The 23,478-nt window shown below is 69.3% G+C and carries 18 protein-coding genes; 8 read left to right on the top strand and 10 right to left on the bottom strand.

The window, feature by feature from the left end; translation table 11 throughout:
* Positions 1-126: 126 nt before the first annotated feature.
* The 5 genes from ACFOWZ_RS02010 to ACFOWZ_RS01990 all read right to left on the bottom strand — a co-directional run bounded on the left by ACFOWZ_RS02010 (position 127) and on the right by ACFOWZ_RS01990 (position 8,571).
* A complete protein-coding gene (locus ACFOWZ_RS02010; RefSeq protein ID WP_382367684.1) occupies positions 127-1,236 on the bottom strand; it encodes an aldose epimerase family protein in 1,110 nt (369 codons plus the stop codon).
* 63 nt (positions 1,237-1,299) lie between these two features.
* Entirely contained in the window at positions 1,300-5,406 is a 4,107-nt protein-coding gene (locus tag ACFOWZ_RS02005) for a glycoside hydrolase family 38 N-terminal domain-containing protein (protein ID WP_382367682.1), read from the bottom strand.
* A gap of 4 nt (positions 5,407-5,410) precedes the next feature.
* Positions 5,411-6,712, bottom strand: a complete 1,302-nt coding sequence (locus ACFOWZ_RS02000; RefSeq protein WP_382367680.1) for an ABC transporter substrate-binding protein — start codon at positions 6,710-6,712, stop codon at positions 5,411-5,413.
* A gap of 79 nt (positions 6,713-6,791) precedes the next feature.
* The gene (locus tag ACFOWZ_RS01995; RefSeq protein ID WP_382367677.1) at positions 6,792-7,628 is read right to left on the bottom strand and encodes a carbohydrate ABC transporter permease; all 837 of its coding nucleotides are present in this window, start codon (positions 7,626-7,628) and stop codon (positions 6,792-6,794) included.
* Positions 7,618-8,571, bottom strand: coding sequence for a carbohydrate ABC transporter permease (locus ACFOWZ_RS01990; protein ID WP_382367674.1), 954 nt, complete (start codon positions 8,569-8,571; stop codon positions 7,618-7,620). The genes ACFOWZ_RS01995 and ACFOWZ_RS01990 overlap by 11 nt, the downstream gene beginning before the upstream one ends.
* Positions 8,572-8,906: 335 nt before the next feature.
* Here ACFOWZ_RS01990 and ACFOWZ_RS01985 point away from each other — a divergent pair, with 335 nt between their 5' ends.
* The 8 genes from ACFOWZ_RS01985 (at position 8,907) to ACFOWZ_RS01950 (ending at position 18,817) form a co-directional block, all read left to right on the top strand.
* Positions 8,907-10,880 (top strand): hypothetical protein, encoded by a 1,974-nt coding sequence (locus ACFOWZ_RS01985; protein ID WP_382367671.1) that lies wholly within the window; start codon positions 8,907-8,909, stop codon positions 10,878-10,880.
* 115 nt (positions 10,881-10,995) lie between these two features.
* Entirely contained in the window at positions 10,996-12,879 is a 1,884-nt protein-coding gene (locus ACFOWZ_RS01980; RefSeq protein WP_382367668.1) for a phosphatase PAP2 family protein, read from the top strand.
* A gap of 141 nt (positions 12,880-13,020) precedes the next feature.
* Positions 13,021-13,944: a carbohydrate ABC transporter permease gene (locus ACFOWZ_RS01975; protein WP_382367665.1), complete on the top strand. Its 924-nt coding sequence runs from the start codon at positions 13,021-13,023 to the stop codon at positions 13,942-13,944.
* Complete coding sequence (locus ACFOWZ_RS01970; protein ID WP_382367662.1) at positions 13,934-14,842, top strand: carbohydrate ABC transporter permease; 909 nt, start codon at positions 13,934-13,936, stop codon at positions 14,840-14,842. The genes ACFOWZ_RS01975 and ACFOWZ_RS01970 overlap by 11 nt, the downstream gene beginning before the upstream one ends.
* Positions 14,843-14,857: 15 nt before the next feature.
* On the top strand, positions 14,858-16,168 hold the full coding sequence (locus ACFOWZ_RS01965; RefSeq protein ID WP_382367659.1) for an ABC transporter substrate-binding protein: 1,311 nt from the start codon (positions 14,858-14,860) through the stop codon (positions 16,166-16,168).
* Positions 16,165-17,247: a Gfo/Idh/MocA family protein gene (locus ACFOWZ_RS01960; protein WP_382367656.1), complete on the top strand. Its 1,083-nt coding sequence runs from the start codon at positions 16,165-16,167 to the stop codon at positions 17,245-17,247. Before ACFOWZ_RS01965 ends, ACFOWZ_RS01960 begins: the two co-directional genes overlap by 4 nt.
* On the top strand, positions 17,229-18,110 hold the full coding sequence (locus ACFOWZ_RS01955; RefSeq protein ID WP_382367653.1) for a DUF6807 domain-containing protein: 882 nt from the start codon (positions 17,229-17,231) through the stop codon (positions 18,108-18,110). Before ACFOWZ_RS01960 ends, ACFOWZ_RS01955 begins: the two co-directional genes overlap by 19 nt.
* Positions 18,104-18,817 (top strand): cupin domain-containing protein, encoded by a 714-nt coding sequence (locus ACFOWZ_RS01950; RefSeq protein ID WP_382367650.1) that lies wholly within the window; start codon positions 18,104-18,106, stop codon positions 18,815-18,817. The genes ACFOWZ_RS01955 and ACFOWZ_RS01950 overlap by 7 nt, the downstream gene beginning before the upstream one ends.
* A 4-nt stretch (positions 18,818-18,821) precedes the next feature.
* On the opposite strand, the gene ACFOWZ_RS01945 is transcribed toward ACFOWZ_RS01950, so the two are convergent.
* From ACFOWZ_RS01945 to ACFOWZ_RS01925, 5 genes are read right to left on the bottom strand one after another with little or no spacing between them, the layout of a single operon-like run.
* Positions 18,822-19,145: an anti-sigma factor family protein gene (locus ACFOWZ_RS01945; protein ID WP_382367647.1), complete on the bottom strand. Its 324-nt coding sequence runs from the start codon at positions 19,143-19,145 to the stop codon at positions 18,822-18,824.
* Positions 19,142-19,627: a sigma-70 family RNA polymerase sigma factor gene (locus ACFOWZ_RS01940; protein ID WP_382368273.1), complete on the bottom strand. Its 486-nt coding sequence runs from the start codon at positions 19,625-19,627 to the stop codon at positions 19,142-19,144. Before ACFOWZ_RS01940 ends, ACFOWZ_RS01945 begins: the two co-directional genes overlap by 4 nt.
* Positions 19,628-19,658: 31 nt before the next feature.
* Positions 19,659-20,432 (bottom strand): enoyl-CoA hydratase/isomerase family protein, encoded by a 774-nt coding sequence (locus ACFOWZ_RS01935; RefSeq protein ID WP_382367644.1) that lies wholly within the window; start codon positions 20,430-20,432, stop codon positions 19,659-19,661.
* A 10-nt stretch (positions 20,433-20,442) separates the two neighbouring features.
* Positions 20,443-21,675, bottom strand: a complete 1,233-nt coding sequence (locus ACFOWZ_RS01930) for a hypothetical protein (RefSeq protein WP_382367642.1) — start codon at positions 21,673-21,675, stop codon at positions 20,443-20,445.
* Positions 21,672-23,204 carry an amino acid adenylation domain-containing protein gene (locus ACFOWZ_RS01925; protein ID WP_382367639.1) on the bottom strand — a complete coding sequence of 511 codons (1,533 nt, stop codon included), beginning with the start codon at positions 23,202-23,204 and terminating at the stop codon, positions 21,672-21,674. Before ACFOWZ_RS01925 ends, ACFOWZ_RS01930 begins: the two co-directional genes overlap by 4 nt.
* Positions 23,205-23,478: the final 274 nt, after the last annotated feature.

Here is a 23,478-nt window from a genome sequence, read left to right as displayed (position 1 = left end):
GGGGNGCGCGAAAAGCACGTTCGGGCCATCTATCGGCCCGAACGTGCTTTTCGCGCCAAACAACACGACGTACTCATTCAGGTTGCCGGCGGGTCGAAGACCTGACGTTCAGCCTCGGCAGAGTCGTCAGTGACCGTCGAGGTGCACCTCGTAGACAGTCTCCTGGTGGTAGGTCTCGCCCGGCCGCAGCACGGTGCTCGGAAAGTCGGGGCGGTTCGGCGAGTCGGGGAAGTGCTGTGCCTCCAACGCGAAGCCCGCGCGGGGCTGGTACGGCCCGCTCGGGCCGGTCAGCGCGTCGGACAGGAAGTTGCCGGAGTAGAACTGCAGGCCCGGCTCGGTCGTGGACACGGTGAGCGTCCGCCCGGAGCCCGGGTCGTGCACCCGTGCGGCGAACGAGAGCGAGCCCGCCTCGTCGAGCACCCAGTTGTGGTCGTAGCCGTGCGCGAGCTGCAGCTGGGGGTCGGGTGCGGCGATGCGCGCGCCGATCGTGGTGGCCTCGCGGAAGTCGAACGGGGTGCCGCCGACCGGGACCGGGTCGCCCTTCGGGATCAACGCGTCGTCGACCGCGCAGAACGATCCGGCGCGGATCGTCAGCAGGTGGTCGTGGACGTCGCCGGCGCCTTCACCGGCGAGGTTCCAGTACGTGTGGTTGGTCAGGTTCAGCACCGTCGGCGCGTCGGTCTCCGCGCGGTAGCTGATGCTCAGCCGGTTCCGCGCGTCGAGCCGGTACGTCACGGCGACCGCGACCCTGCCGGGGAAGCCCTGGTCGCCGTCCGGGCTGACGTGGGTGAGCACGACACCGGCGCCGTCGGAGTCGCTGAACGGCGCCGCCTGCCACACGTGCGTGTCGAAGCCCGCAGAGCCGCCGTGCAGGCACTTGCCGTTCTCGTTGGCGTCGACCCGGTACTCCTCGCCGTCGAGGCTGAACGTCGCGTTCGCGATCCTGTTCGCGTAGCGGCCGATCAACGCCCCGAAGAACACGCGACCCGCGTCCGGCGCGTTGTTGGCCACGTACCCGGCGAGGTCGGAGAACCCGAGCACGACGTTCGCCCGCTCGCCCTCGCGGTCCGGCGCGTCGATCGACTGGATCACGCCTCCGAGGTCCAGCACGCGGACGGTGATGCCACCGGGATTGGTCAGCACGAAACGGTGGACGTCCGTGTCACCGACTGTGCCGAAGTGCTCGGTGGTGACCGTGGGAGTCCCGGTGCTCTGAACGGTGTCGGAACGGCTCATTGCGTCATGTTAGCGCTAACAGTCGAAGCTTTCGTCCAGGTCGGGGCCAAGGCCACGGAGCGATCACCTCACGCTGATCGGCACGGTCGGCGAGTAGTGCAGCCTGCCGTGCGCCACCACCCTCACCAGCGCCCACCAGTGCGCGCCGCGCCGGGCGGTGGCCGCCGCGGTGGCCGTGACCGGCACCGTGATCTTGCCTCCCGGCGGGATCACGAACGGCTGGGTCGCCGGACCGATGGCGACGTCACCGGACCAGGTGCCGAACGGACTGATCACGGCCACCTCGCCGCGGATCTCGCTCTGCACCCGGTTCTGCAGCGTCACCGGCAACAGTGCGTGCTCGCCGGGTGCCAGCAGAAGCGCACCTGCCCGGAGCTGGACGTCCACCAGCTCCCGGTCGGTGGTGTGGCCGGACACCACCTCGACCGTGTCCTCCAGCACCTGGCCGAGGTGGTCGCGGACGCGTGCCGCGTGCAGGTGACGGCCCGGCCTGGCCTTCACGGTCGCGGTGAACTCGGCGAACTCACCGGCGGCCAGGTCGTAGTCCCACGACTGGCCGTCGGTGAACTCCAGGCGTCCCTTGGCGGGGGAGGCGCTGCAGCTGACCGTGATGCGCACCTGGCCGGTGGCGCCGGGGGCCAGTCGCGTGAACGACGGCGTCACGTGCACCGCCACCGGGAGGTTGCCGGTCGGAGCGGGTCCGGTGTTGTGGCGCCAGTACTTCGTGTAGAGGTGGCTCGGCTCGGGCAGTGCGACGGGCGGGCGGGCGGGAACAGACGCCGGCACGAGCCGCAGCGTTGCCACGTCCGCCGCGCCGAGCGCGACCTCCGCCTGTCCCGAGTGGACGGTCAGTGGTTCGAGATCCCGTTCCTCCAGGAGATCCGTGCGGTGGGCGGCGGTGATGCCTCCGTGCACCGTCACCGACGCGGTCACCGGTGAACCCGCCGACTCGTACAGCCGCACCGCGAGGTCGGAACCGGGGTCGTCCGACAGACCGGACGCCAGCGGGTTGCCGCGGACCTTGACCGCGGTCAGCAGCACCTCGGGCGGTGACACGGCCATCAGGCTGAGCTCACGAGGGAGATCGCCGGTCGTGGACGGCACCTGCTGGGTGTGGACGGGGTGGTTGACGTCCTGACCGGTGCGCGCGAACCCGGCCCGACGCCAGTCGCCCGCGCCGGAGACCAGGCTCAGCTCGAACGTGTGGGACCAGTGCTGCCAGGCGAAGCTGGACCCGTCCGGCACCCGGCGGCGGTCGCCGTCGATCCACACCCCGGCGGGCCATCCGCTGCACGACCGCATCAGTGACACGTGCAGCGTGCCGTCCGGTGCCACGACGAAGCCCGGCGTGCCGCGGTTGACCACGGCCACCGAGTGGTCGGTCAGCGGATCGGTCGTCCCCGGGCCCGCCACTTCGACGCAGGCGTCGGCCAGGTCGTCGACCAGCGCGCCGGCGTCGGTGACGATCAGCACCGGCAGGTCACGCGGCCCGCGCAGGTCGGCGTCGGGCACCCACTGCTCTGCTCGCGACCGTTCGGCGGGCACGAACACCCTACCGGTGGTGTCGAGCAGGGAACGGAGCTCGGGCGAGCCGTCGAGCACGGCGGCCGTGAACTCGTTGTCGCCCACCACGATGCGCACGTCGGGCAGGTTGGAGTCGACGTCGAGCGCGCCGTAACGAGGACCGTCGGGACGGGTGCAGGTGGCGGTGACGCCCTTGGCGGCCAGCGCGGCCACCAGGTCCCGCCCGTCCTCCGCCACGACCTCGGCGACCCCGACGGCGTGCAGAGTGCCGTCGGGCAGCCGCAGGCGCACGGTGGAGGAGAGCCCGGCCCACGTGTGCGCGGGGCTGTCCAGCGTCCACAGGTGCTTCGCCGCGTCCACGTCGGGGAAGCCGAACGACCGGCCCACCGCGGCGAACCCGACCTCGGCGACCGGCAGCGCACCGGGCAGGTCGAAGGCGAACCGGCTGCGCAGCAACCGGTCCTGACCGATCGAACCGTCCACGAAGGACTTGAGCTCGACGCGCGGCAGGCCGTGCCACAACGTCACGTGCTGTGTGATCCGCAGGTCGTCGAGAACCGTGCGGGTGACGAGCCGTTCGCCCAGGGGGCTGGTCTCGACGTGCACGTCAGCCGGGCCCGCGGTGGTGCCGGGGCCCTTGGGCAGCAGGTGCCACGGACCCTCGCCCCACACCGGGTGGCCGGAATGTTCCTCCTGCACGAGCAGTTCCGCCGCGAGACCGCCTGGCCGCACCAGCTCACGGTCGGCGACCCGGTCGTACACGCTCTCCAGCGCCCCGCCCCGCGCCGGATCCGCCTGGACGGAGAACCACTCGGAGGCGGTGGCCGTGCCGGTGCGCGGAGTCCAGCGCGGCGGCGTCGAAGGAGCGTCGACCACCCGGTACACCCGGTAGCCGGTCGCCGGAACCCTCTGCGCCAGGAAGGTCAGCGTCAGTTCGAGCGTGTCGTCCGTGTTGCGCACCACGGCTTCGGTCACCGCGGGGACCTCTGCGCCGTCGGCGTCCATGACGCGAGCGCCGCGGAAGCCCGGCAGGAAGACCGTCACGGTCGCGACGGCGTCCCGCTCGAACGCGAGGGCGTTGACGACCATCACCGCCTCGCCGTCCCCTGTCGTGTCCGCGCGGGACGCCAGGTGCGAGATCGCGCCGGTGACGACGGAACGGCCGAGGTCGTCCGCTTCCCGCCACCCCGTCAGCAGGTCGAGGTAGACCTGGTCGGACTCGGTGCCGGTGATGGCGTCGTGGTGCGCGCCGTAGACGAGCTGCCGCCAGGCCTTGTCCAGCGCGAGGTCCGGGTACCCGGCGCCGAGCAACGTCGTCAGCGCCGCCAGCCGTTCGCCGTCGAGCACCGCCACCTCGGCCGCGCGCTGCGCCTGCTTGGTGTCGATGTACGAGACGTCCTTTCCGGTGTAGACGGGGTTCATGTCCCTGGTCTGCGGGCTGAACGTCACCGAGCGCGCCGACGCGTCCGCGCGCACCGCGGCGAAGAAGTCGCGGGGGAGCCCGACGACGAACCGCGGCCAGACGTACTTGGCGTTCCAGGCGCGGTGGATCTCCGTGCAGAACCGCGACGGCACGTTGTGGTCGTGCCCGACCGGCAGCAGCACGTTGCGGGTGGCCGCGACCTTGCGCAACGTCGAGAACTGCCGGTACGCCTCCGCCATCGCCTCGTCCAAAGTGGACTTGCGCTCGATGTCCCACCCCGCCACGTAGTGGTCGGCGAGGTAGGCCGTCAGCACGCCGCGACCGCTCGGCGAGATCCACTCGAACTCGGACGGGAACTGCATCCTGGTGATGTCGCCGGTGTGCCGCTTGGCCCCGACGTGGTGCCACGGCCCGCGCGCCCACACGCTCGACGTGAGTCCCGCGTCCGCCATCAGCCCCGGATACGACGGGTCGTGGCCGAACACGTCGAGCATCCACGCGGACTGCGGGTCGGCGCCCAGCACGTCCCGCTGGAAACCGACGCCGTAGACCGCGTTGCGCACGGTCGACTCGGGATGGGTGAGGTTGGTGTTGGCCTCGTTGTAGTTGCCGCCGACGATCTCGATGCGGCCCTCGCGCAGGAACCGCCGCAGGTCGGACCGGTCACCGGGGAACGCGTCCCAGTGCGGCTTGAGGTAGTCGACCTCCGCGAGCACGAACCGGTAGTCCTCGTCCTCCCTCGCCGCGTCGAGGTGCGCGCGGACGAGGTCGAACGCCGAGAGCTGGAACGACATCCGCTTGGCCTGCGCGCCCGGCAGGTCGAGCCACGTCTCGGTGAAGCCCGCCTGGGTGTTCCACCACACCGGGTCGTAGTGGAAGTGCGAGACCATCCACATCGTCCACCCGGCCTCGGCCACCGTCACGGTGACGTCCCAGGCGTGCGGCGGCGCGCCGCTGACGGGCGCGACCAGGACGGTCGCCGGATAGGCGGTGCCCGTCGTGGTCGGCGCGGAGAAGACCACGCCGACCTCGGCCACCACCTCGCCGTGACCTGCCGCCACCCGCACGGGCTCGGGTGTGCGGACCAGCGGCCCGGTGATCCGCACCCACACCGGTTCGGGCCGCGGCACCGCCACGGTCACCCGGACCAGCTGCCGTGGCGCGGAAACCGGGCCGACGAACAGATCCGTGCTTTCGACGACCACCCCAGGATTGCTCGGCACGGTGTTACTTGGCCCCTTGAAGTGCTGCCTCGGCGTCGCGGAAGTACTGCGCGACCGCGTCGGGAATGGACATCTTGCCGAACGCGACCTGCTTGGCCGCCGCGTCGAGCGCCGTCTTGGCGTCGTTGTACCCGGGAGGCGCGGTGGGGGCGGGCGGGAGCGCGTCCTTCGCCACCTCGTCGGCCACGTACTGCGCGTACGTCACATCGCGCTTGTCCGCCGCGGTGAGGTTCGGCGACAGGGTCTCCAGCGCCTTGGCCGACGGCGGGATGCCGCGGGTCATGGCCATGGCCTTGATCGCGTCCACGTCGCTGATGAACAGGTCGATCAGCTTGGCGGCCGCCTCCGGGTTCTTGCTCTTGACCGGGATGCACAGCAGCACACCGCCGCTGAGCGCCTGGCCGGTCTTGCCGTTGCTGCCGCGCGGCACCACCACGATGTCGAGCGTGTGCTGGGTCAGCGGCGCCATCTGCGCGAGTCCCCAGCCCGTGGTCATCGCGATCGAGCCCGAGATCAGCGGGTGGTTGCCCGTCGCCGAGTCGGTGTTGGACAGCATCTCCGGCGGGCAGATCGCGCCGGCCTTGCGCAGCTTGTCCCACATCGCGAACCACTCGGAGAGGTCGTCCTTGGTGAAGCCCAGCTTGCCGTCGCCGGTGTAGAGGTCCTTGCCGCGCTGGCGGAGCCACGGCTGCAACGCGCCGGAGTCGTCCTTCGACGCGTCCAGGGCGCCGTACTTGCCTTGGCCGAGGGCCTTCGACATCTCACCGGCAATGCGGCCGAAGTCGTCCCACGTCCAGTTGTCGGCAGGCACCGGGATCTTGGCCTGCTCGAAGAGGGTCTTGTCGTACAGCACCGGCGCGTACCCCGACCCGGACGGCACGCCGTAGGTCTTGCCGTCGACCACGCCCGCCCCGCGCACCGCGGAGTAGAGCGTGTCCATGTGGATCGTGCTCGGGATGAACGAGCCCAGGTCGGTCAGCACGCCCTTGGCGGCGTAGGTGCTGACCAGCGCGGTGTCCATCTGGAACAGGTCCGGCGGGTTGCCGCCCGCGAACTCGGTGTTGAGCTTGTTGAAGTACCCGTCGTAGCCGGAGTACTGGGGATCGACCTTGGTGCCGTTCTTCTGCGTGAAGATCTGCAGGGCGCTCTGGTACGCCTTGTTGCGCGCTTCACCGCCCCACCAGCGGAACGTCAGCGAGTTGTTCGCCGCGCCACCGCTGTTGGTCGGCGCGAACCCGCAGCCGGCGACGGACGCGGCGGCGAGACCACCGGCCAGGCCGAAGAGGCCCCTCCTGGAGATGGACATGTGGATCCCTTTCTTGGCGGTGAAAGGCGATGAACGGCGCTTTTGTGCACCTGAGGTGGACAAAAGCGCCGTTCATGCGTTACTTGATGCCGGTGGTCGCGACGCCCTCGACGAGGCGGCGTTGCGAGACGATGAAGACGGCGACGGTGGGGACGAGCGTCACGACGGACATCGCGAGCATGCCTCCGTAGCTGGAGCCGCTGGCCCGGTCGACGAACGCGTTGAGACCGAGCGGCGCGGTGTAGCGCGAGTGGTCCGACAGGTAGACCAGCTGGCGCAGGAAGTCGTTGAACGTCCAGATGAACGTCAGGATCGTGGTGGTGAGCAGAGCCGGCCTCAGCAGCGGCAGGATGACGCTGAAGAACACCCGCACGTGCCCCGCGCCGTCCAGTTCCGCCGCCTCGTCCAGCTCACGCGGGATGCCGCGGATGAACTGCACCATCAGGAAGATGAAGAACGCGTCCGTGGCCAGCAGGTAGGGCACGACCAGCGGCAGGAACGTGTTGATCCAGTTCAGCTGGTAGAAGATCGTGTACTGCGGGATCAGGGTCGCCTGGAACGGCAGCATCATCGTGCCGAGCATCAACGCGAACCAGAACTTGCGGAACGCGAAGTCCAGGCGGGCGAAGGCGTACGCCGCCACCGAGCAGGCCGCCACGTTCGCGACCACCGTGCAGAGCGAGACCGTCAGCGAGTTGGCCAGGTAGAGCGTGAACGAGTTGCCCGTGGCCGTCCAGCCGGTGATGTAGTTGCTGATCGTGAAGGCGAGCGGCAGGGGGTTCATCGTGGAGAAGATCTGGTTCTCCGGCTTGAACGACGCGCCGACCAGCCAGACCATCGGGTAGATCATCGCCACGAGCACGACGATCAGCACGGCGTGCGCCCGCCAGTGGACCTGCTTCTTCTCAGTCCGCATAGTTCACCCACTTGCGGGCCGACCAGAAGTAGATCGCCGTGAAGAGGCCGATCACGGCGAACAACACCCACGCCATCGCGGAGGCGTAGCCCATCTGCATGCTGCCGAATCCCTTGAGGTACAGGTAGAGCGTGTACAGGAGGGTCGAGTCGATCGGTCCGCCGAGGCCGTTCGAGATGACGTACGCCGGCGTGAACGTCTGGAAGGCGTTGATCGTCTCCAGCACGAGGTTGAAGAAGACCATGGGGGACAGCAGCGGCAGCGTGATCTTGAAGAACACCGTGAACCGGCCGGCGCCGTCGATCGCGGCGGCCTCGTAGAGGTCCTGCGGCAGCTGCTTGAGCCCGGCCAGGAAGATCAGCATCGGCGTGCCGAACTGCCAGCCGGACAGCAGCACCAGCGTCCACAGCGCGTACCGCGGGTCACCGATCCAGTCGGCGCCCTGGACGCCGAACAGCCCGAGGAACTGGTTGACCAGGCCGTCGCGGGAGAAGATCTGCCGCCACATCACCGACACCGCGACGCTCGCGCCGAGCAGCGACGGCAGGTAGAAGGTCGCGCGGTAGAAGCCCAGCGCCTTCAGCCCGCGGTTGAGCGCGACGGCGACCAGCAGGGCCGCGGCGAGCTTGAGCGGTACAGACGTCACGACGTAGAGCAACGTGACCTTGATGGACTGCAGGTACCGCTCGTCGGAGAACAACCGGACGTAGTTCTCCGCACCGATCCACTGTGGAGGCGTGAGCAGGTTGAACTTCGTCAGCGACAGGTACAGCGAGTACACCATCGGGATCAGCGTGAACGCGAACAGGCCGATCAGCCAGGGCGTGAGGAACGCGTAACCCGCGAGGTTGTGCTTGTGCCGCTTGCGCTTGCGCCGCACCGGTGCTGCCGGCTGGTCGATGACCGGCGGGTCGAGCACGGCGGTGCCGCTGTTCTCCGACATGAGTGCCACTCCTGGGACGTCATCGCTGGACGGGTCGTCTGTCGATGCCACGCACGGCGCGGTTCCAGTGGTCCGTCCCAGGGAGCTGGAAAGCGCTTTCCGGGACTGTAGGAACCGGGTGGCCGACTGTCAAGAACATCTTCTGGAAACCTTGTTGCCCACGGAATCTGCTGGTTTTGTGACTTGACTTCACGTGGGTGAACAAGTTTACGTTTCATCCAACTAGGCGGGTCCCAGCCGCGTCGCACACGAGAACGAAGGGGAGGAAGAGCACTCCGGCCACGCACGCCCACCTCCGCTGACCGACCCGGGCGAGCGACCCGCGAGGAGTACCGATGACCACCGCCGCCGCGGTGTACTTGCCGAGCCAGCACGCGAGCGTGCACGACCTGCCCGACGACGACGAAGAGCTGCGGACGGTGCTCGCCGAAGCCGTGACCGCCGCGATCGGCCGGCAGCGTCCCGACGGCAACCTCGAAGATCTCGCCGCTGTCGATGACATCGGTGACATGGCTCTCGGCGTGGTGTCGTTGCTGTGTCTCAGTTGGCACCGCGGTGACCGGCGCGACACCGAACTGGTGGACGCTGCCCGCCGCGGCCTGGACTTCGTGCTGGCCGAACGGATCTTCCGGACGGACAACCCCGGCGAGCCGTTCCTGCGCGTGCGCGACAGCGGCCTGCCGTACGCCCGTTACGTGCTCGAAGCCGGTGACCACCCCTTCGGCGACTGGCCCAGCACCGTGTGGGCGCTGCTGCACGCGGTCAACGTGCTGGAGTTCGGCCGCGGGCTGATCACCGAGGCGCAGTGGACCGCGCTCGCCGACGTGGCGACGGGCTTCTGGCGCTGGCTCACCGAAGCGAGCATGTTCAACCCGCAGCAGACGGCGAACCAGGCGATCGGTGCCGTGGTGGCCGGTTTGACGCTCGGGCGCCTGTTGTCCGAAAAGTCCATCGTGGACGATGCGATGTTCCTGTACCACAGCGAGGTCAGGGCCGCCCGCGTCGTCGACCGCGGGCTGCGGCTGCCCGTCGAGCACGGCGCGGGGCACGACCAGAACTACCTGCCCATCTCGCTCACGTTCCTGGCCAGGGCCTACCAGGTCAGCGGAGAGCAGTGCTTCCTCGAGGACGGCGACGAGATCGCCCGGCACCTGGAGATGCGGCTGTCCGCCCGCGGCTTCGACTACGGCGGTCCCCGCTACAGTGAGCAGCACAGCGGGTGCGAGGGCATGCTCGGCCTGAGGTTCTTCAGCGGCCGCGTCGAGGCCGAGCTCGGCCGCTACCTCGGTGACCGCCGGGTCGCCTACTACAACGCCTCCACGCCGGGCCTGCCGAGCGGCCACTTCGCGTTCGCCACCGTGTGGTTCTTCGTCGACGAGCACCGCTGGTACCGCGCACCGGCCGAGGCTCCTGTGCACACCCGCTACTCGCTGCGGCACGGCCAGGCGTCGGTGTCGCTGACCGGCGACCTCACCCCGTACCTGATCGATGCAGGTGCGACCGCGGTGATCGAGTCGATTGTGGACCACCAGCACGGCATCGGGCCGCTGGTGCGCTACGCCGACGGCCGCAGGACGCTGCTCACCCGGCCGCTCGGCCCGGCGCGCGTGCGTGACGTGACCGGTGACGGCTTCGGCGCCAAGCTGGTGACCAAGGCGGTCGTGTCGTGGGACCAGGTCATGCTGCCGGTGCAGCAGCTGTACGTCACCGACGGCGAACGCCTGCACCTGATCGCGGTGCTCGACCGGTCCGCGCTGCCGGTCAGCGCCGAACTGGCCTTCCTCGCCGGACTTCCCTACGCGAGCGCCGACGGGCAGCGGCAGCGCCGGATCCGCACCGTCAGCGAACCGGACGGGAGCCCGTTCGACCTCGCCGAACCCTGGCGTGCACTCACCACCACCGGCGGCACGCTGCTCGCCGGCCGGCTCGCGCTGAGTGCGGCCGCTGGTCTGCGCGTCGAGAACCCGCCGCAGGGCCCGGCGTACTTCAACAGCGTGCGCACCGCGGACATGACCCTGGAGCAGCTGTCGTTCTGGCTCGGTGACGACCCGAGGGGTTACGGCAACCCGGACGCGGGCTGGCGCCGGGTGATCGCGACGAACCACGTGCTGGCCGACCCCATCTTCGACTCGCCGCACGGGCGCGCGGTCTTCGCGCTCTGCTACGGCCCCGAACCCGTCGCGCTGGAAGTGTCGGCGGAGGAGGCCCCGGACGGCGTGCTCGTGCGCACCCCGTTCTTCACGGCGCTCGTGGGGCATCCCGCCGGCGACATCGCGGGCGAGCCGGTGCTGCACGTCGGCACACCGTGAAAGGTTAACGCTCACATCACCCCGAATTCGAGTACGTTCCCGTTTCGCTGCGTATTGTGCACCACAATCCCTGTGTCGCCACACATGTCCCTGAAGGACTGTTGGGAGCGTTAACATGACCACCGCCGAAGGGTTCGACCGCAGAACGCTGCTGCGTCGTTCGGCGATGCTGTCCGCCGGCCTGCTGATCGGCCCGACCGCGCTGGACCGGGCCCTCGAAGCGAACGCCGCCGAACTGCCCACGGGCGCGGCGCCGTTCGTCGACTCCTACCGCACCAACGTGCTCGCCAACCAGACACCGGAGACCAACGCGGCAGTCCGCGTCCTCTCGGGGATGCAGGACCTCTGGCGCACCGGCAGCAGCTGGGACAACGGAGTCGTGCTCAACCGGAACGTGCTCGAGGCCAACGTCCGCCACTGCGCGCGGATCACCAGGGCGCGCACCGCCGATCAGGCCAAGCGAGCGTTCATCGTGGACCGTCAGCACCAGAGCTACGCCGCCATCGGAGGCCTCGGTCCGCTCGCCGAGCTGTACAAGGCTGGGGCGAAGGCCGTCACGGGCATCACCGAGGCGCCGGACGGCACGCCGCCGTCCACTGTGGACGAGAAGCTGCCGCCGGACGCCCCGGCGGGATCGGCGCTCGGCGCGGGCTCACCGGACTCCGCGCTGGGACAGGTCGTCACCCTGGTCAACACGGTGCGCGGGCCGTTCGCCTCTGGCAACCCGTCGAAGTTCGCCTACCAGTACCCGCGCCCGTGGCGGCTGAGCCCGGAGAGCACGGTCGTCCCGACCGGTGAGACCGACGAGTTCGGCTACCCCGTGTACCGCACCGACGTCGTGGTCGCCCCGCAGCTGCTGCGCCAGCGCAGCACGAAGCCCGCCGAGGACGGCGGCTACCCCAGCGGCCACACCAACGCGCTGCACCTCGCGTGCCTCGCGCTGGCCTACGCGGTTCCCGAACGGTTCCAGGAGCTCGTGACCAGGGCGTTCGACCTGGCCGACATGCGGATCGTGGCGGGCATGCACTCCCCGGCCGACGTGATCGGCGGCCGGATCCTCGCGACCGCGCTCACTGCCGCCACCCTCGCCGACCCGCAGAACGCCGCGCTCAAGGCCGCCGCCAGGACGCAGGCGAGCGAGTACTTCCGCCAGCACGCCGGTGCGGACCTGTTCGAGTACGCGCATTCGGCGGACACCGCGACCGACCCGTACGCCGACCGCGAGGCCAACGCGGCACTCGTCGCGCCGCTGCTCACCTACGGGCTGCCCAAGACCGGGCGGCGGGTGCCGATGACCGTGCCGAAGGGCGCCGAGGTGCTGCTGGAGACCCGGCAGCCCTACCTGACGGCGAACCAGCGGCGGGAGGTCCTGCGCACCACCGCTCTGCCGTCCGGGCACGCGCTGCTCGACGGAACGGAGCAGTGGGGCCGGCTGAACCTGTTCGCCGCGGCCGACGGCTTCGGCGCGTTCGACGCGGACGTGCGCGTCGAGATGGACGCGAACCGCGGCGGCTTCCACGCCGCCGACACCTGGCACAACGCGATCGGCGGCCGCGGCGGGCTGGTCAAGCGGGGGAGCGGCACGCTGACGCTCGCCGGTGCCAACAGCTACACCGGTGCCACCCGCGTCGAGGGCGGCACGCTCGTGGCCGCGTCGGCTTCCGCGCTGGGCAAGGGAGACGTCGAACTGCGCTCGGGAACGCTGCGGCTGGAGAACGCCGTCCGCGTGCGGAGCTACCGGCAGGGTTCGGGATCGGTGCTGGCGGTGACGGCGCGCAAGGGCGGCTGCGCACCGCTGACCGCCGGCCGCCCGATCACGTTGGCGAGCGGCAGCACCCTGGAGATCACGCTGGAGAACGTGCAGGTCGGCACCGTCGTCCCGGTGCTGGCGGCACCGGTGCTGGTCGGCAGGTTCGCGCAGATCACCGTGGCGGGCGGCGGGCACCGGGTGGAGGCGCGCTACGGCCTGGCGGGCCTGTCGGTGCGCGTGTTGAGCTGATCGTCCACAAAGGAGCGTTGTCGAACGGGGAGTCTCCGTTCGACAACGCCGTTCGACGATGTTCGACTGGCTTGCTTGACGCTCGCGAACCCCCGATGCAGACTCCGGAAAGCGTTTTCCAGCCGATGGGGTCAGGGGTTCATGAGCGCGTTAGACGAACTGCGCCAGCTGCGTCGCGGCGGTGTCCAGGTGCGCAAGCGCGACAACAAGGCGGCGTTCTGGTTCCTCGCGCCGTGGTTCGCCGGACTGATCTTCATCACGGTCGGCCCCGTGCTCGCGTCGTTCCTCCTCGGCTTCACCAAGTACAACCTGATCCAGCCGCCGAAGTTCATCGGATTCGACAACTTCGCCCGCATCTTCAGCGACGAGCGGTTGCACAACGCGCTGGGCGTCACCTTCACCTACGTGCTCGTGTCGGTGCCGCTGCAGCTCGCCTGCGCGCTGGGGGTGGCGCTGCTGCTCGACCGCGGGCTGCGCGGGCTCGCGTTCTACCGCTCGGCGTTCTACCTGCCGTCGCTGCTCGGGTCGAGCGTCGCGATCGCGGTGCTGTGGACCCAGGTCTTCGGCGCGGAAGGCCTGATCAACCGGGTGCTGAGCTTCGTCGGTATCGAGGGCAGGGGCTGGATCTCCGACCCGGACACCGCGCTGTCGACGCTGATCGTGCTGAACGTCTGGACGTTCGGCTCACCGATGATCATCTTTCTGGCGGGCCTGCGGCAGATCCCGGCGGTCTACTACGAGGCCGCCGCGATCGACGGCGCGAGCAAGTGGTCGCAGTTCTGGCGGATCACCCTGCCGCTGCTGTCTCCGATCCTGTTCTTCAACCTGGTGCTGCAGATCATCCACGCGTTCCAGTCGTTCACGCAGGCGTTCGTGGTCTCCGGCGGCACGGGCGGACCGTCCGACTCGACCATGTTCTACACGCTTTACCTGTACCAGCAGGGATTCAGCCGGTTCGACATGGGTTACGCGTCGGCGCTGGCGTGGTTCCTGCTCCTGATCATCGCGGCGTTCACCGCGATCAACTTCTGGGCGGCGAAGTACTGGGTGTTCTATGACGACTGATGTGCGCCGGCCGACGACGTCCCCGCTCCCGGCACCGCCGGTGACACCACCACCGGCCCGGACTTCCCTGCGACGGCGGCTGATCGTGCCGGCCAAGCACCTGGGCCTGGTCGTCATCGGGTTCATCATGCTGTACCCGGTGCTGTGGATGATCGTCAGCTCGCTGCGGCCGGGCGACGAGATCTTCCGCAACCCCGGCCTGATCCTCGACAGCCTGCAGACCGAGAACTACACCGAGGGCTGGAACGCCCTCACCCCGTCGTTCGGGACGTACCTGCTCAACTCCGCGATCCTGGTGCTGGGTTGCATCATCGGCAACCTGGTGTCGTGCTCGATGGCGGCCTACGCGTTCGCCCGGCTGAACTTCAGCGGCAAGCGCTGGTGGTTCGGCATCATGCTCGGCACGATCATGCTGCCGGTGCACGTGATCATCGTGCCGCAGTACGTGCTGTTCTCGCAGGCCGGTTGGGTGAACACGTTCCTGCCGCTGATCGTGCCGAAGATCCTCGCCACGGACGCGTTCTTCGTGTTCCTGATGGTGCAGTTCATCCGCGGCCTGCCGCGCGAGCTGGACGAGGCGGCCCGCATCGACGGCTGCGGTCACCCGCGGATCTTCGCGCAGATCGTCCTGCCGCTGATGAAACCGGCGCTGGCCACCACGACGATCTTCACGTTCATCTGGACGTGGAACGACTTCTTCACCCAGCTGATCTACCTGACGGACCCGGAGATGTACACGGTGCCCGTCGCCCTGCGCTCGTTCGTCGACTCGACGGTCGCCACGTCGTGGGGCTCGCAGTTCGCGATGAGCGTGGTGTCGCTCGTTCCCATCTTCCTCGCCTTCCTCATCGGCCAGCGGTACCTCGTCAAGGGGATCGCCACGACCGGGGGCAAGTAGTCGAAAGGAATGGACATGCTCAGAGGTGTTCGCCGTCGCACCGCGTTAACGGTCCTGGTGTCGTTGACCGCGTCGATGCTGGCGGCCTGCGGGTCCGGTTCCGAGGCGGGCGGTGACCTGACCGCGGAGCCGGTGACGTTGCGCTTCACCTGGTGGGGCGCGGACGACCGGCACAAGCGCACCCAGCAGGTCATCGACATGTTCCAGAAGAAGCACCCGAACATCACCATCAAGGGTGAGTTCAAGGAGTGGAACGGCTACTGGGACAGCCTCGCCACCACCATGGCGGCCAACGACGCGCCGGACATCATGCAGATGGACGAGCTGTACATCGCCTCCTACTCCGAGCGCGGCGCGTTGCTCGACCTCAACGAGGCCAAGAAGCACCTCGACACCGCGAACTTCGACCAGAAGGCGCTCGCGACCGGTGCCGTCGACGGCAAGCAGTACGGCCTGCCGGTGGGCCTCGGCATGTACTCGATCATGGTCAACACCGACCTGCTGGCGAAGTACGACATCCCGGTGCCCGACGACACCAAGTGGTCGTGGGACGACCTGAAGAAGATCGGTGACCAGGTCTCCAAGGCCGGCGGTGGTCAGGTGTTCGGCGTGCAGTCGCCGGGCATCAACGACACGGCCGGGCTGAGCATCCGGGCGCGGCAGCAGGGCAAGTCGCTGTTCGACCAGCAGGGCAAGGTCGTCCTGCCGCCCGAGATCGCCACGCAGTACTGGCAGTACATCCTCGACCTGTCCAAGACCGGGGTGGCCGCACCGCCGTCGGTGACGATCGAGAAGGCCTCCGCCGGGCTGAACCAGTCCGCGACGGCGACCAACACCGCGGCGTTCGGTCTGTGGTGGAACACCCAGCTGACCGCGCTGACCGCCGCCAGCGGTGCCAAGCTGAAGCTGCTGCGTCTGCCCGGCGAGACGCAGGGGCAGAAGCCCGGCGCCTACTACAAGCCGTCGATGTTCTGGTCGGTGTCGGCGCGCTCCAAGCACCCCGCGGAAGCGGCGGCGTTCGTGAGCTTCCTCGCCAACGACGAGGAAGCGGCCAAGATCCTGCTGACCGAACGCGGCGTGCCCGCGAACCTGAAGATCCGCGAAGCGATCGCGGGCCAGCTCAAGGAAACCGACAAGGCAGCCAAGGAGTACCTGGACACCGTGCCCGTCAGCGACCCGCCCCGGATCACCCCGAACGGCGCCAGCACCCTCGACGCGATCCTGAAGCGCCACACCGAGGACGTCCTGTTCGGCCGCACCACGCCGGATGCGGCGGCCGCGTCGTTCATCAAGGAAGTCCAGTCCGAAGTGGACGCGGCGAAGTGAGGCGCGCGGCCATCGTCGGCACGGGCGCGATCGCGTCGTCGCACGCCGAAGCGTTGCGGGCGGCGGGAGACCGCATCGAGCTGGTCGCCGTCGTGGACGTGGACGAGGCACGGGCGAACACGTTCGCCGGCGAGTGGGGCGGACCGCGCGTCTACCCCAGCCTCTCTGCGGTGCTCGACGCGGAGAAGCTGGACGTGGTGCACGTGTGCACCCCGCCACGCGCGCACGTGCCGCTCGCGCTCGAAAGCCTCGCCGCCGACGTGAACGTGCTCGTGGAGAAGCCGCCCGCGTTGTCGTTGAGCGAGATCGACACGCTGATCGCGGCCGAACGCAACTCGGCGGGCCGGGTGGCGACGGTGTTCCAGCACCGCTTCGGGCCCGCCGCGGTCCGCCTGCGCCGCATGATGTCGGAAGGCCTCCTCGGCCGGTCGATGGTCGCGAAGAGCGACACCCTCTGGTACCGCGGCGACGCCTACTTCGACGTGCCGTGGCGCGGGTCGTGGGACAGCGAGGGCGGCGGCCCGACGATGGGCCACGGCATCCACCAGTTCGACATGATGCTGTCGGTCCTCGGCCCCTGGCAGGAGATCCGCGCCATCGCCGCCAGGCAGGCGCGGGACGTCGCGACCGAGGACGTGTCGATGGCGTTGGTGACCTTCGCCGACGGCACCGTCGCATCGGTGATCAACTCCGTGCTGTCGCCGAGGGAGACCTCGCAGCTGCGGTTCGACTTCGAGCACGCGACGGTCGAGGTCGAGCACCTCTACGGCTACACCGACGCCCACTGGACCGTCACGCCCGCGCCCGGTCACGACGACGTCGCCGACCGCTGGCGGGAGGAGCAGTCCGCGGTCGTCAGCGGCCACGGATGTCAGATGGCGGCGTTCCTCGACGCCCTGGACAGTGGTGAGACGCCGCCGGTGACGATGGCGGACACGCGCAACACCATGGAGTTCATCGCGGCGCTGTACGCCTCGGCGTTCACCGGAACCGCGGTGAAGGCCGGTCAGATCGGGCCGGACAGCCCGTTCTACGCGACGATGGAAGGAATCGGTGCCCCATGGGCGAACGCCCGGTGATCACTCGGCACGACGACGAGGTGCTCGTCGCGTCGGTGGGCGACGTCGAGCTCTTCACCTACGTCCACCGGCCGTCGACGCCGGCGTTCGAGGGGCCGAAGCCGTACCTGCACCCCGTGCGGACCCTGGCCGGTGACGTGGTGACGGCGTTCCGGCCGCACGACCACCGCTGGCACAAGGGCGTGCAGATGACCGCCACCGACGTGTCGGGCGAGAACTTCTGGGGCGGCAACACCTACGTGCGCGACCAGGGTTACGTGGCGCTGCCGAACGTCGGCAGCATGCGGCACGACGAGTTCACGTCCACGGACTCGGGCTTCGAGGAGACGCTGTCCTGGTTCACCGAGGCCGGCGAGAACTGGGTGCGCGAGTCGCGGTCGCTCACCGTGCGCGACGTCGAGGAAGACGCGTGGACGCTGGAGTTCGCGACCACGCTTGCGAACCTGCGCGCTGAACCGCTGGTCTTCGGCAGCCCGACGACCAACGGCCGCGAGCTCGCGGGCTACACCGGGTTCTTCTGGCGCGGCCCGCGTTCGTTCACCGAGGGCACGGTCATCGCCGCAGACGGCGGCTCCGGGCAGGAGATGATGGGCAAGGCGGCGCGGTGGCTCGCGTTCGTCGGTCAGCACGACGAGGTGGACCGTTCGTCGACGTTGTTGTTCATCGACCACCCGGAGAACAAGAACACCCACTGGTTCGTGCGCTCCACACCGTTCGCGGCGGTGAACCCGTCGTTCGCCTTCTTCGACACCGTGGAGGTGGCTGCGGGCGAGTCGTTGAGCCTGCGGTACCGGCTCGTCGTGGCGTGTGGTGAGTGGGACCGCGAGCACCTGGAGTCCTATGTGGAGGCTCACCCGTGGTGACGCCGTTCCCCGGTGGCATCGGCATCTCCGGCCTGCGGGTGTACGACTGGCCGACGGTGGACGGGCTGTGCGGAGGATCGCCGCACGTCCACCTCACCTGCGCGGAGTGCTACTACGTGATCGGCGGGCGGGGCAGCGTGCAGACCCTGACCCGCCGCGGTTTCGCCGAGACGCCGTTGCGCGAGGGCACGGTCGCGTGGTTCACGCCGGGCACGATCCACCGCCTCGTCAACGACGGCGACCTGCGGATCATCGTGATGATGCAGAACAGCGGCCTCCCCGAGGCGGGCGACGCTGTGTTCACGTTCCCGGCGCCGGTCCTGGCCGACGCGGAGGGGTACGCCGCCCGCGCTCAGGCCGGTGACGAGGAGTCCGCGCGCCGCCGCCGGGATCTCGCTTTGGAAGGGTTCCTGGAACTGCGCCGACGGGTCGAGGCGGGGGATTCTGCGGCGCTGGACGAGTTCTACGCCGCCGGACTCGCGCTGAAGCAGGAGTCGCTGGACGCGTGGGAGAAGCGGTGGCGCGCCGGTGCGCTGGCGTCGGCCGAACGCACCGGCGAGCACCTGGACCGGTTGCGGGAAGGCGACCTCGGACACCTCGCCGAGGCCGACATCCACGTGATGCGGCCGGAGGGGCCGCAGCGGCTCGGCATGTGCGGGCGGCTCGACGTGCACGACCCGTCCGAGGGGAAGTCACCGCACGACTGAGGTTTCACGGGCACAGGAAGAACGTCAGCACGGCGCCGAGTACGGCGGCCACCAGGATCGCCGTTGCCAGGACCACCAAACGCCGTCTTCGTGCCGCCCGAGCCAGCCGCGGCAGCACGGTGGCCGGCACACCGACGGCTGGCTCGAGCGACTCGACCGCCCACTTCGCGGGCACGCGGGACAGGAGACCCGCCGTGCCCGCGAGCCTGCCCACCTCGTGCTCGCACGGCGGGCACAGGGCGAGGTGGCGTTCGTAGACCTGCCGGTCAGCCGGGGGCAGCGAGCCGAGCACGTACGCCACGTCCCACTCGCGGTACGGGCACGTCACCGCCCGGTCACCCCGTTCTCCTCCAGCGCGAGCCGCAGCGCGCGCAGGCCGTAGTGCAGGCGCGACCGCACCGTTCCGGGCGGCACCTCCAGGGCGTCGGCGAGCTCCGCGATCGACTCGCCCCGGAAGTACGCCCGCACGATCACCACCTTGTGCTCGGGTTTGAGCTGGGACAACGCGTCGGCGATCAGCCACGAGTCGAGTGTCGTGTCTGTCTGGTCGCACCGGGACTGTTCCGGCACGCGGGCAGACCCGATCTCCCAGCGGGCGCGGGCGCTACGGCGTTCGTCGATGGCGAAGTTGCGCGCCACGGCGTAGAGCCACGCCTTCGACGCCGCCGTGCCCTGTTCGAGGATCGAGGGATTGCGCCACGCCCGCAGGAGTGCTTCCTGGACGACGTCCTGGGCGAGTTGCTCGTCGCCGGTGAGGCGCAGCGCGTAACGCCAGAGCGCGTCGGCGTGACCGTCGTGCAGTGCGCGCAGCAGAGTGCTGTGATCGTTGATGATGCACCACCTAGTGCCGGAAGTCCGGCGTGCGTTTGGCCAGGAAAGCCGCTGTGCCCTCGCGCATGTCGTCGGTGGTGAACGTCCGCCGGAACGCGTCGAGCTCCACGCGCAGACCGTCGTCGACGCCGAGACCGTCCACCTCGTTGATCACCGACTTGCAGGTGGCGACCGCGGCGGGGGAGTTGGCGGCGATGTCGGCCAGCACCAGGCGGGCGGCGGCGAACATCTCCTCGCGGGTGTCGAACACCGCGTTCACCAGCCCGAGCCGGCAGGCTTCCTCGGCGTCGACCCGGCGTCCGGAGTAGATCAGCTCACGCGCCCTGGCCACGCCGACCCGGCGGAACAGCCGGACGCAGCCGCCGAAGCCGGGGATCAGGCCCAGCAACACCTCCGGCTGCCCGAACACCGCTTTGCGGGTGGCGTAGACGAAGTCGCACGCCATGGCCATCTCGCAGCCGCCGCCGAGCGCGAACCCGTCGACGCACGCGATCACCGGCACCGGGAATCGTTCGATCAGCCGGGTCACCTCCTGGCCCAGCGCACCGAACGCCTCGCCCTCCTCCGGTGTCATGGCGGCCATTTCGCGGATGTCGGCCCCCGCGATGAACGCCGGGCCCTCCGACCCCGTGAGCAGCACGGCGCGCGGTCCCGTGAGGTGGCTGAAGAGGTGGCGCAGTTCGGAGAGGGTCTGCTGGGACAACGCGTTGCGCGCGGGTGGCCGGTGCACCGTCACCGTCAGCACGCCGTCGTGCTCGTCGAGTACGAGCGTCTGATAGTCCACAGTGGTCTCCTCACGAGTCCCAGATCGCGCCGTAGGCCGGAATCCCCCTCGACTCCAGCTCCTCGACGACGTGCCATGTGGTGGGTTTGTTCGAGATGCAGATGACCGCTTCGGCGTCGAACCGCTGGCAGGCGTCGTACGCGAGCGCGACCAGGTCCGGCTTGCCCTGGCTCTCGGTGTCCCAGACGACGGCGTCGGGCTGCACGCCGAGGATCTCGTCGACGAGCGCGTCCCCGTAGGTGCGGCGCGGGTTGCGGGTCGACCACACCAGCACCGACGGCGTGTCACCGGCCAGCAGGTGCGGCAGGCACGGGCCGATCCCGCTGCCGGTGGCGACCCACACCACCCTGGTGAACAGCTTGTCGATGTTGCCGACGCCCGCGGTCGGGATGCCCTTGACCCACACGTGACTCGGCTGGTCGGCGATGAACTTCGCCGTCCAGTCGCCCGCGCGGGAGATGGTGAGCCGGAAACCGCTGCGACCCGGCGCCGGGACGTTGGCGAAGGAGTGCCACTCCAGCAACGGGTTGCGGCTCACCGTCGTCGACGAGCCCGCGAACGGCGTGACGCCGTGGTCGAAGGACACGAGCGCCACGTGCGGTGACGGGCTGACGATGTGCACCGGGACCCGCCGCAGTCTCAGCCACGGCAGGACCACGCTCGCCACCACGAGGGCGAGCGGCCAGAGGAAGACCGGGTTGGACACCGCCGCCAGCACCCCGAACAGCACGAGCACCGACCAGCCGCCGAAGCGGTGCGCCCGCTCGAACAGGTCGTGGTGCTTGGCCCGCAGGCGGGGGAGTGCGAGCACCACCAGCGTCACGAGGACGGCCATGATCGTCCAGGTCAGCGCGAGGACGAGCGGCGGTCCGGTCGTCGTGGCCGCGAGGACGAGGAACCAGGCCGTGGCGCAGATCGCCGCACCGACGTGCAGGCCGCCGAAGTGGTAGACCTTGCCGAGCGTCCAGCGGAGCCGCAACGGCCAGTGCTTCGGTGCGCTGGTGGCGAGCCAGAAGAGCAGGTTGATCACGAGCTGCTGGCGGATGAGGGCGGCGAGCGTCAGGTTGGCGACCACCAGGGCGGTGACCCGGTCGGTGTCGCCGCCCCACCACCCCAGGAAACCGAGGTTGACCAGCACGACGAGGGCGACGAGCCGGTTGTGGTGGGTGAACGGCCGGCGGCGCAGGAGCGTGCGCCACGAGCGGTCGGCGGGTGGGAGCGCAACGGCGCGAACTGAGGTCATGCCACCGTTTCCTTCTGTCCGTCCAAACGCGACAGCAGTGCCCGCCGGTCGACCTTGCCGCGGTCCGTCGTCGGCAGCGTGTCGACCGGCACGATCAGCGTGGGCACGCAGTAGTACGGCAGCCGTTCCGCGACGGCTCTGCGGGCCTGCTCCGGCGCCGCGCTGGCCGGGCTGATGAACCCGACGAGCTTGCCGTTGTGCAGCAACGTCGTGGCCCGGTTGCAGTCCACCGCGCCCTCCAGCGCCGACGTCACGGCGTCGAGCTCGACCCGGAACCCGCGGACCTTCACCTGGTCGTCGGTGCGGCCGTGGTGCTCCAGCTGGCCGTCACGCGTCCACCGCCCGAGATCACGGGTCCGGAACATCACGTGGTCGCCGCCCAGGAACGGGTCAGGCCGGTAGCGAGCGTCCGTCAGCTCGGGATCTCCCAGGTAGCCCGCCGTCACGCACTCACCGCCCGCCCACATCTCGCCGACCTCACCGATCCGGCACGGCCGCAGGTCCTCGTCGAGCACGTACACAGTGGTGTTCGGCACGGGCCTGCCGATGGTCAGCGGGCCGCCTGGTTCGTAGCGCTGGACCGTGTTGACGATCGTGACCTCGGTGGGCCCGCACGCGTTGTGGAAGGTGGCCTGACGTGCCCACGCCTCGGCCAGTGACTGCGGACACCGCTCACCGGCCACCGCGACCGTCCGAACTCCCTTGCACACGACGGGATCCAGCGACGCCAGCACGCTGGGCGTGGCGATGACCACGTCCACCGTGCTCGCCGTCGCCTCGATGTCGCTGCCGCGGACGACGAGCGTGCCGCCGTGGGCCAGCGTGCCGAGGACCTCCCACATCGCCATGTCGAAGGCGATGTTCAGCAGCTGCGACACCCTGGTGCCGGGCCTGACGCCGAGACATCCGGGCGCGGTCAGCAGGACGTTGCACAGGTTGGCGTGCGTGACCTGCACCCCGTTGGGACGTCCCGTCGTGCCGGAGGTGAAGATGACGGCGGCGACCGCGGAGTCCTCGGTGATGGTCCGGTGGAAGTCGCCCGAGTGCGGCACGCGGTCTATTGCGATGATCGTGCCGAGGTTGTCGGGCAGCGCGGCCTCGTGCTCGCTGGTGGTGAGCACGAAGTCGATGCGCGCGGTGCGGACGATGTGTCGCAAGTGGACTTCCGGTGCGATGCGCACGTCCTGCGGGACGTAGGCCGCACCCGCCTTGAGCACGCCCAGGATTCCGACGACCATCGAGATCGACCGGGTGAGGAACAGTCCGACCCGGTCACCGGGACGCACTCCTGCGCGGCTGAGGAACTCGGCGAGCAGTTCCGCTCTGCGGTCGAGTTCGGCGTAGGTCACGGACTCGCCGAGATGCTCCACAGCGGTCAGGTCCGGATGCAGCAACGCCTGTTTCTCCACGGCGTGGTGGATGTGGTGGAACGGTGGTGTCCGGACAGGTCCGGCGCCGAACGACTGGAACAAGGCGCGGTCCACCGGCGGCAGATCGCGCAGGGCGGAGTCCTGGAACACGGCATTCACTGCGGGTGCCCTTCCATGAGCGAAGCGCGGTCACCCGTTCTGAACGAGACACCCCCTCAGATTGTTCACGCCCTGTCGAACCGTCGTCGAACCTCTGTCGAACGGACGAACCCGTTGTGCCACAGAGACTCTTTACTGGACGGTGGAAAGATGAGAATCGCGGCGAGCACTTCGTGTCTCACGAGTGGCTCACCGTGGTCAACAGTCCGTTCGGATGAACCTGCGAAGTCCACATCGGACAGACCTGGGCATGAGAAAGGGGCGACCCCGAAGA

It is taken from the genome of Lentzea rhizosphaerae (assembly GCF_042649515.1).
GTDB classification, from domain to species: domain Bacteria; phylum Actinomycetota; class Actinomycetes; order Mycobacteriales; family Pseudonocardiaceae; genus Lentzea; species Lentzea aerocolonigenes.
This window is presented reverse-complemented; position numbering and strand designations above follow the sequence as displayed.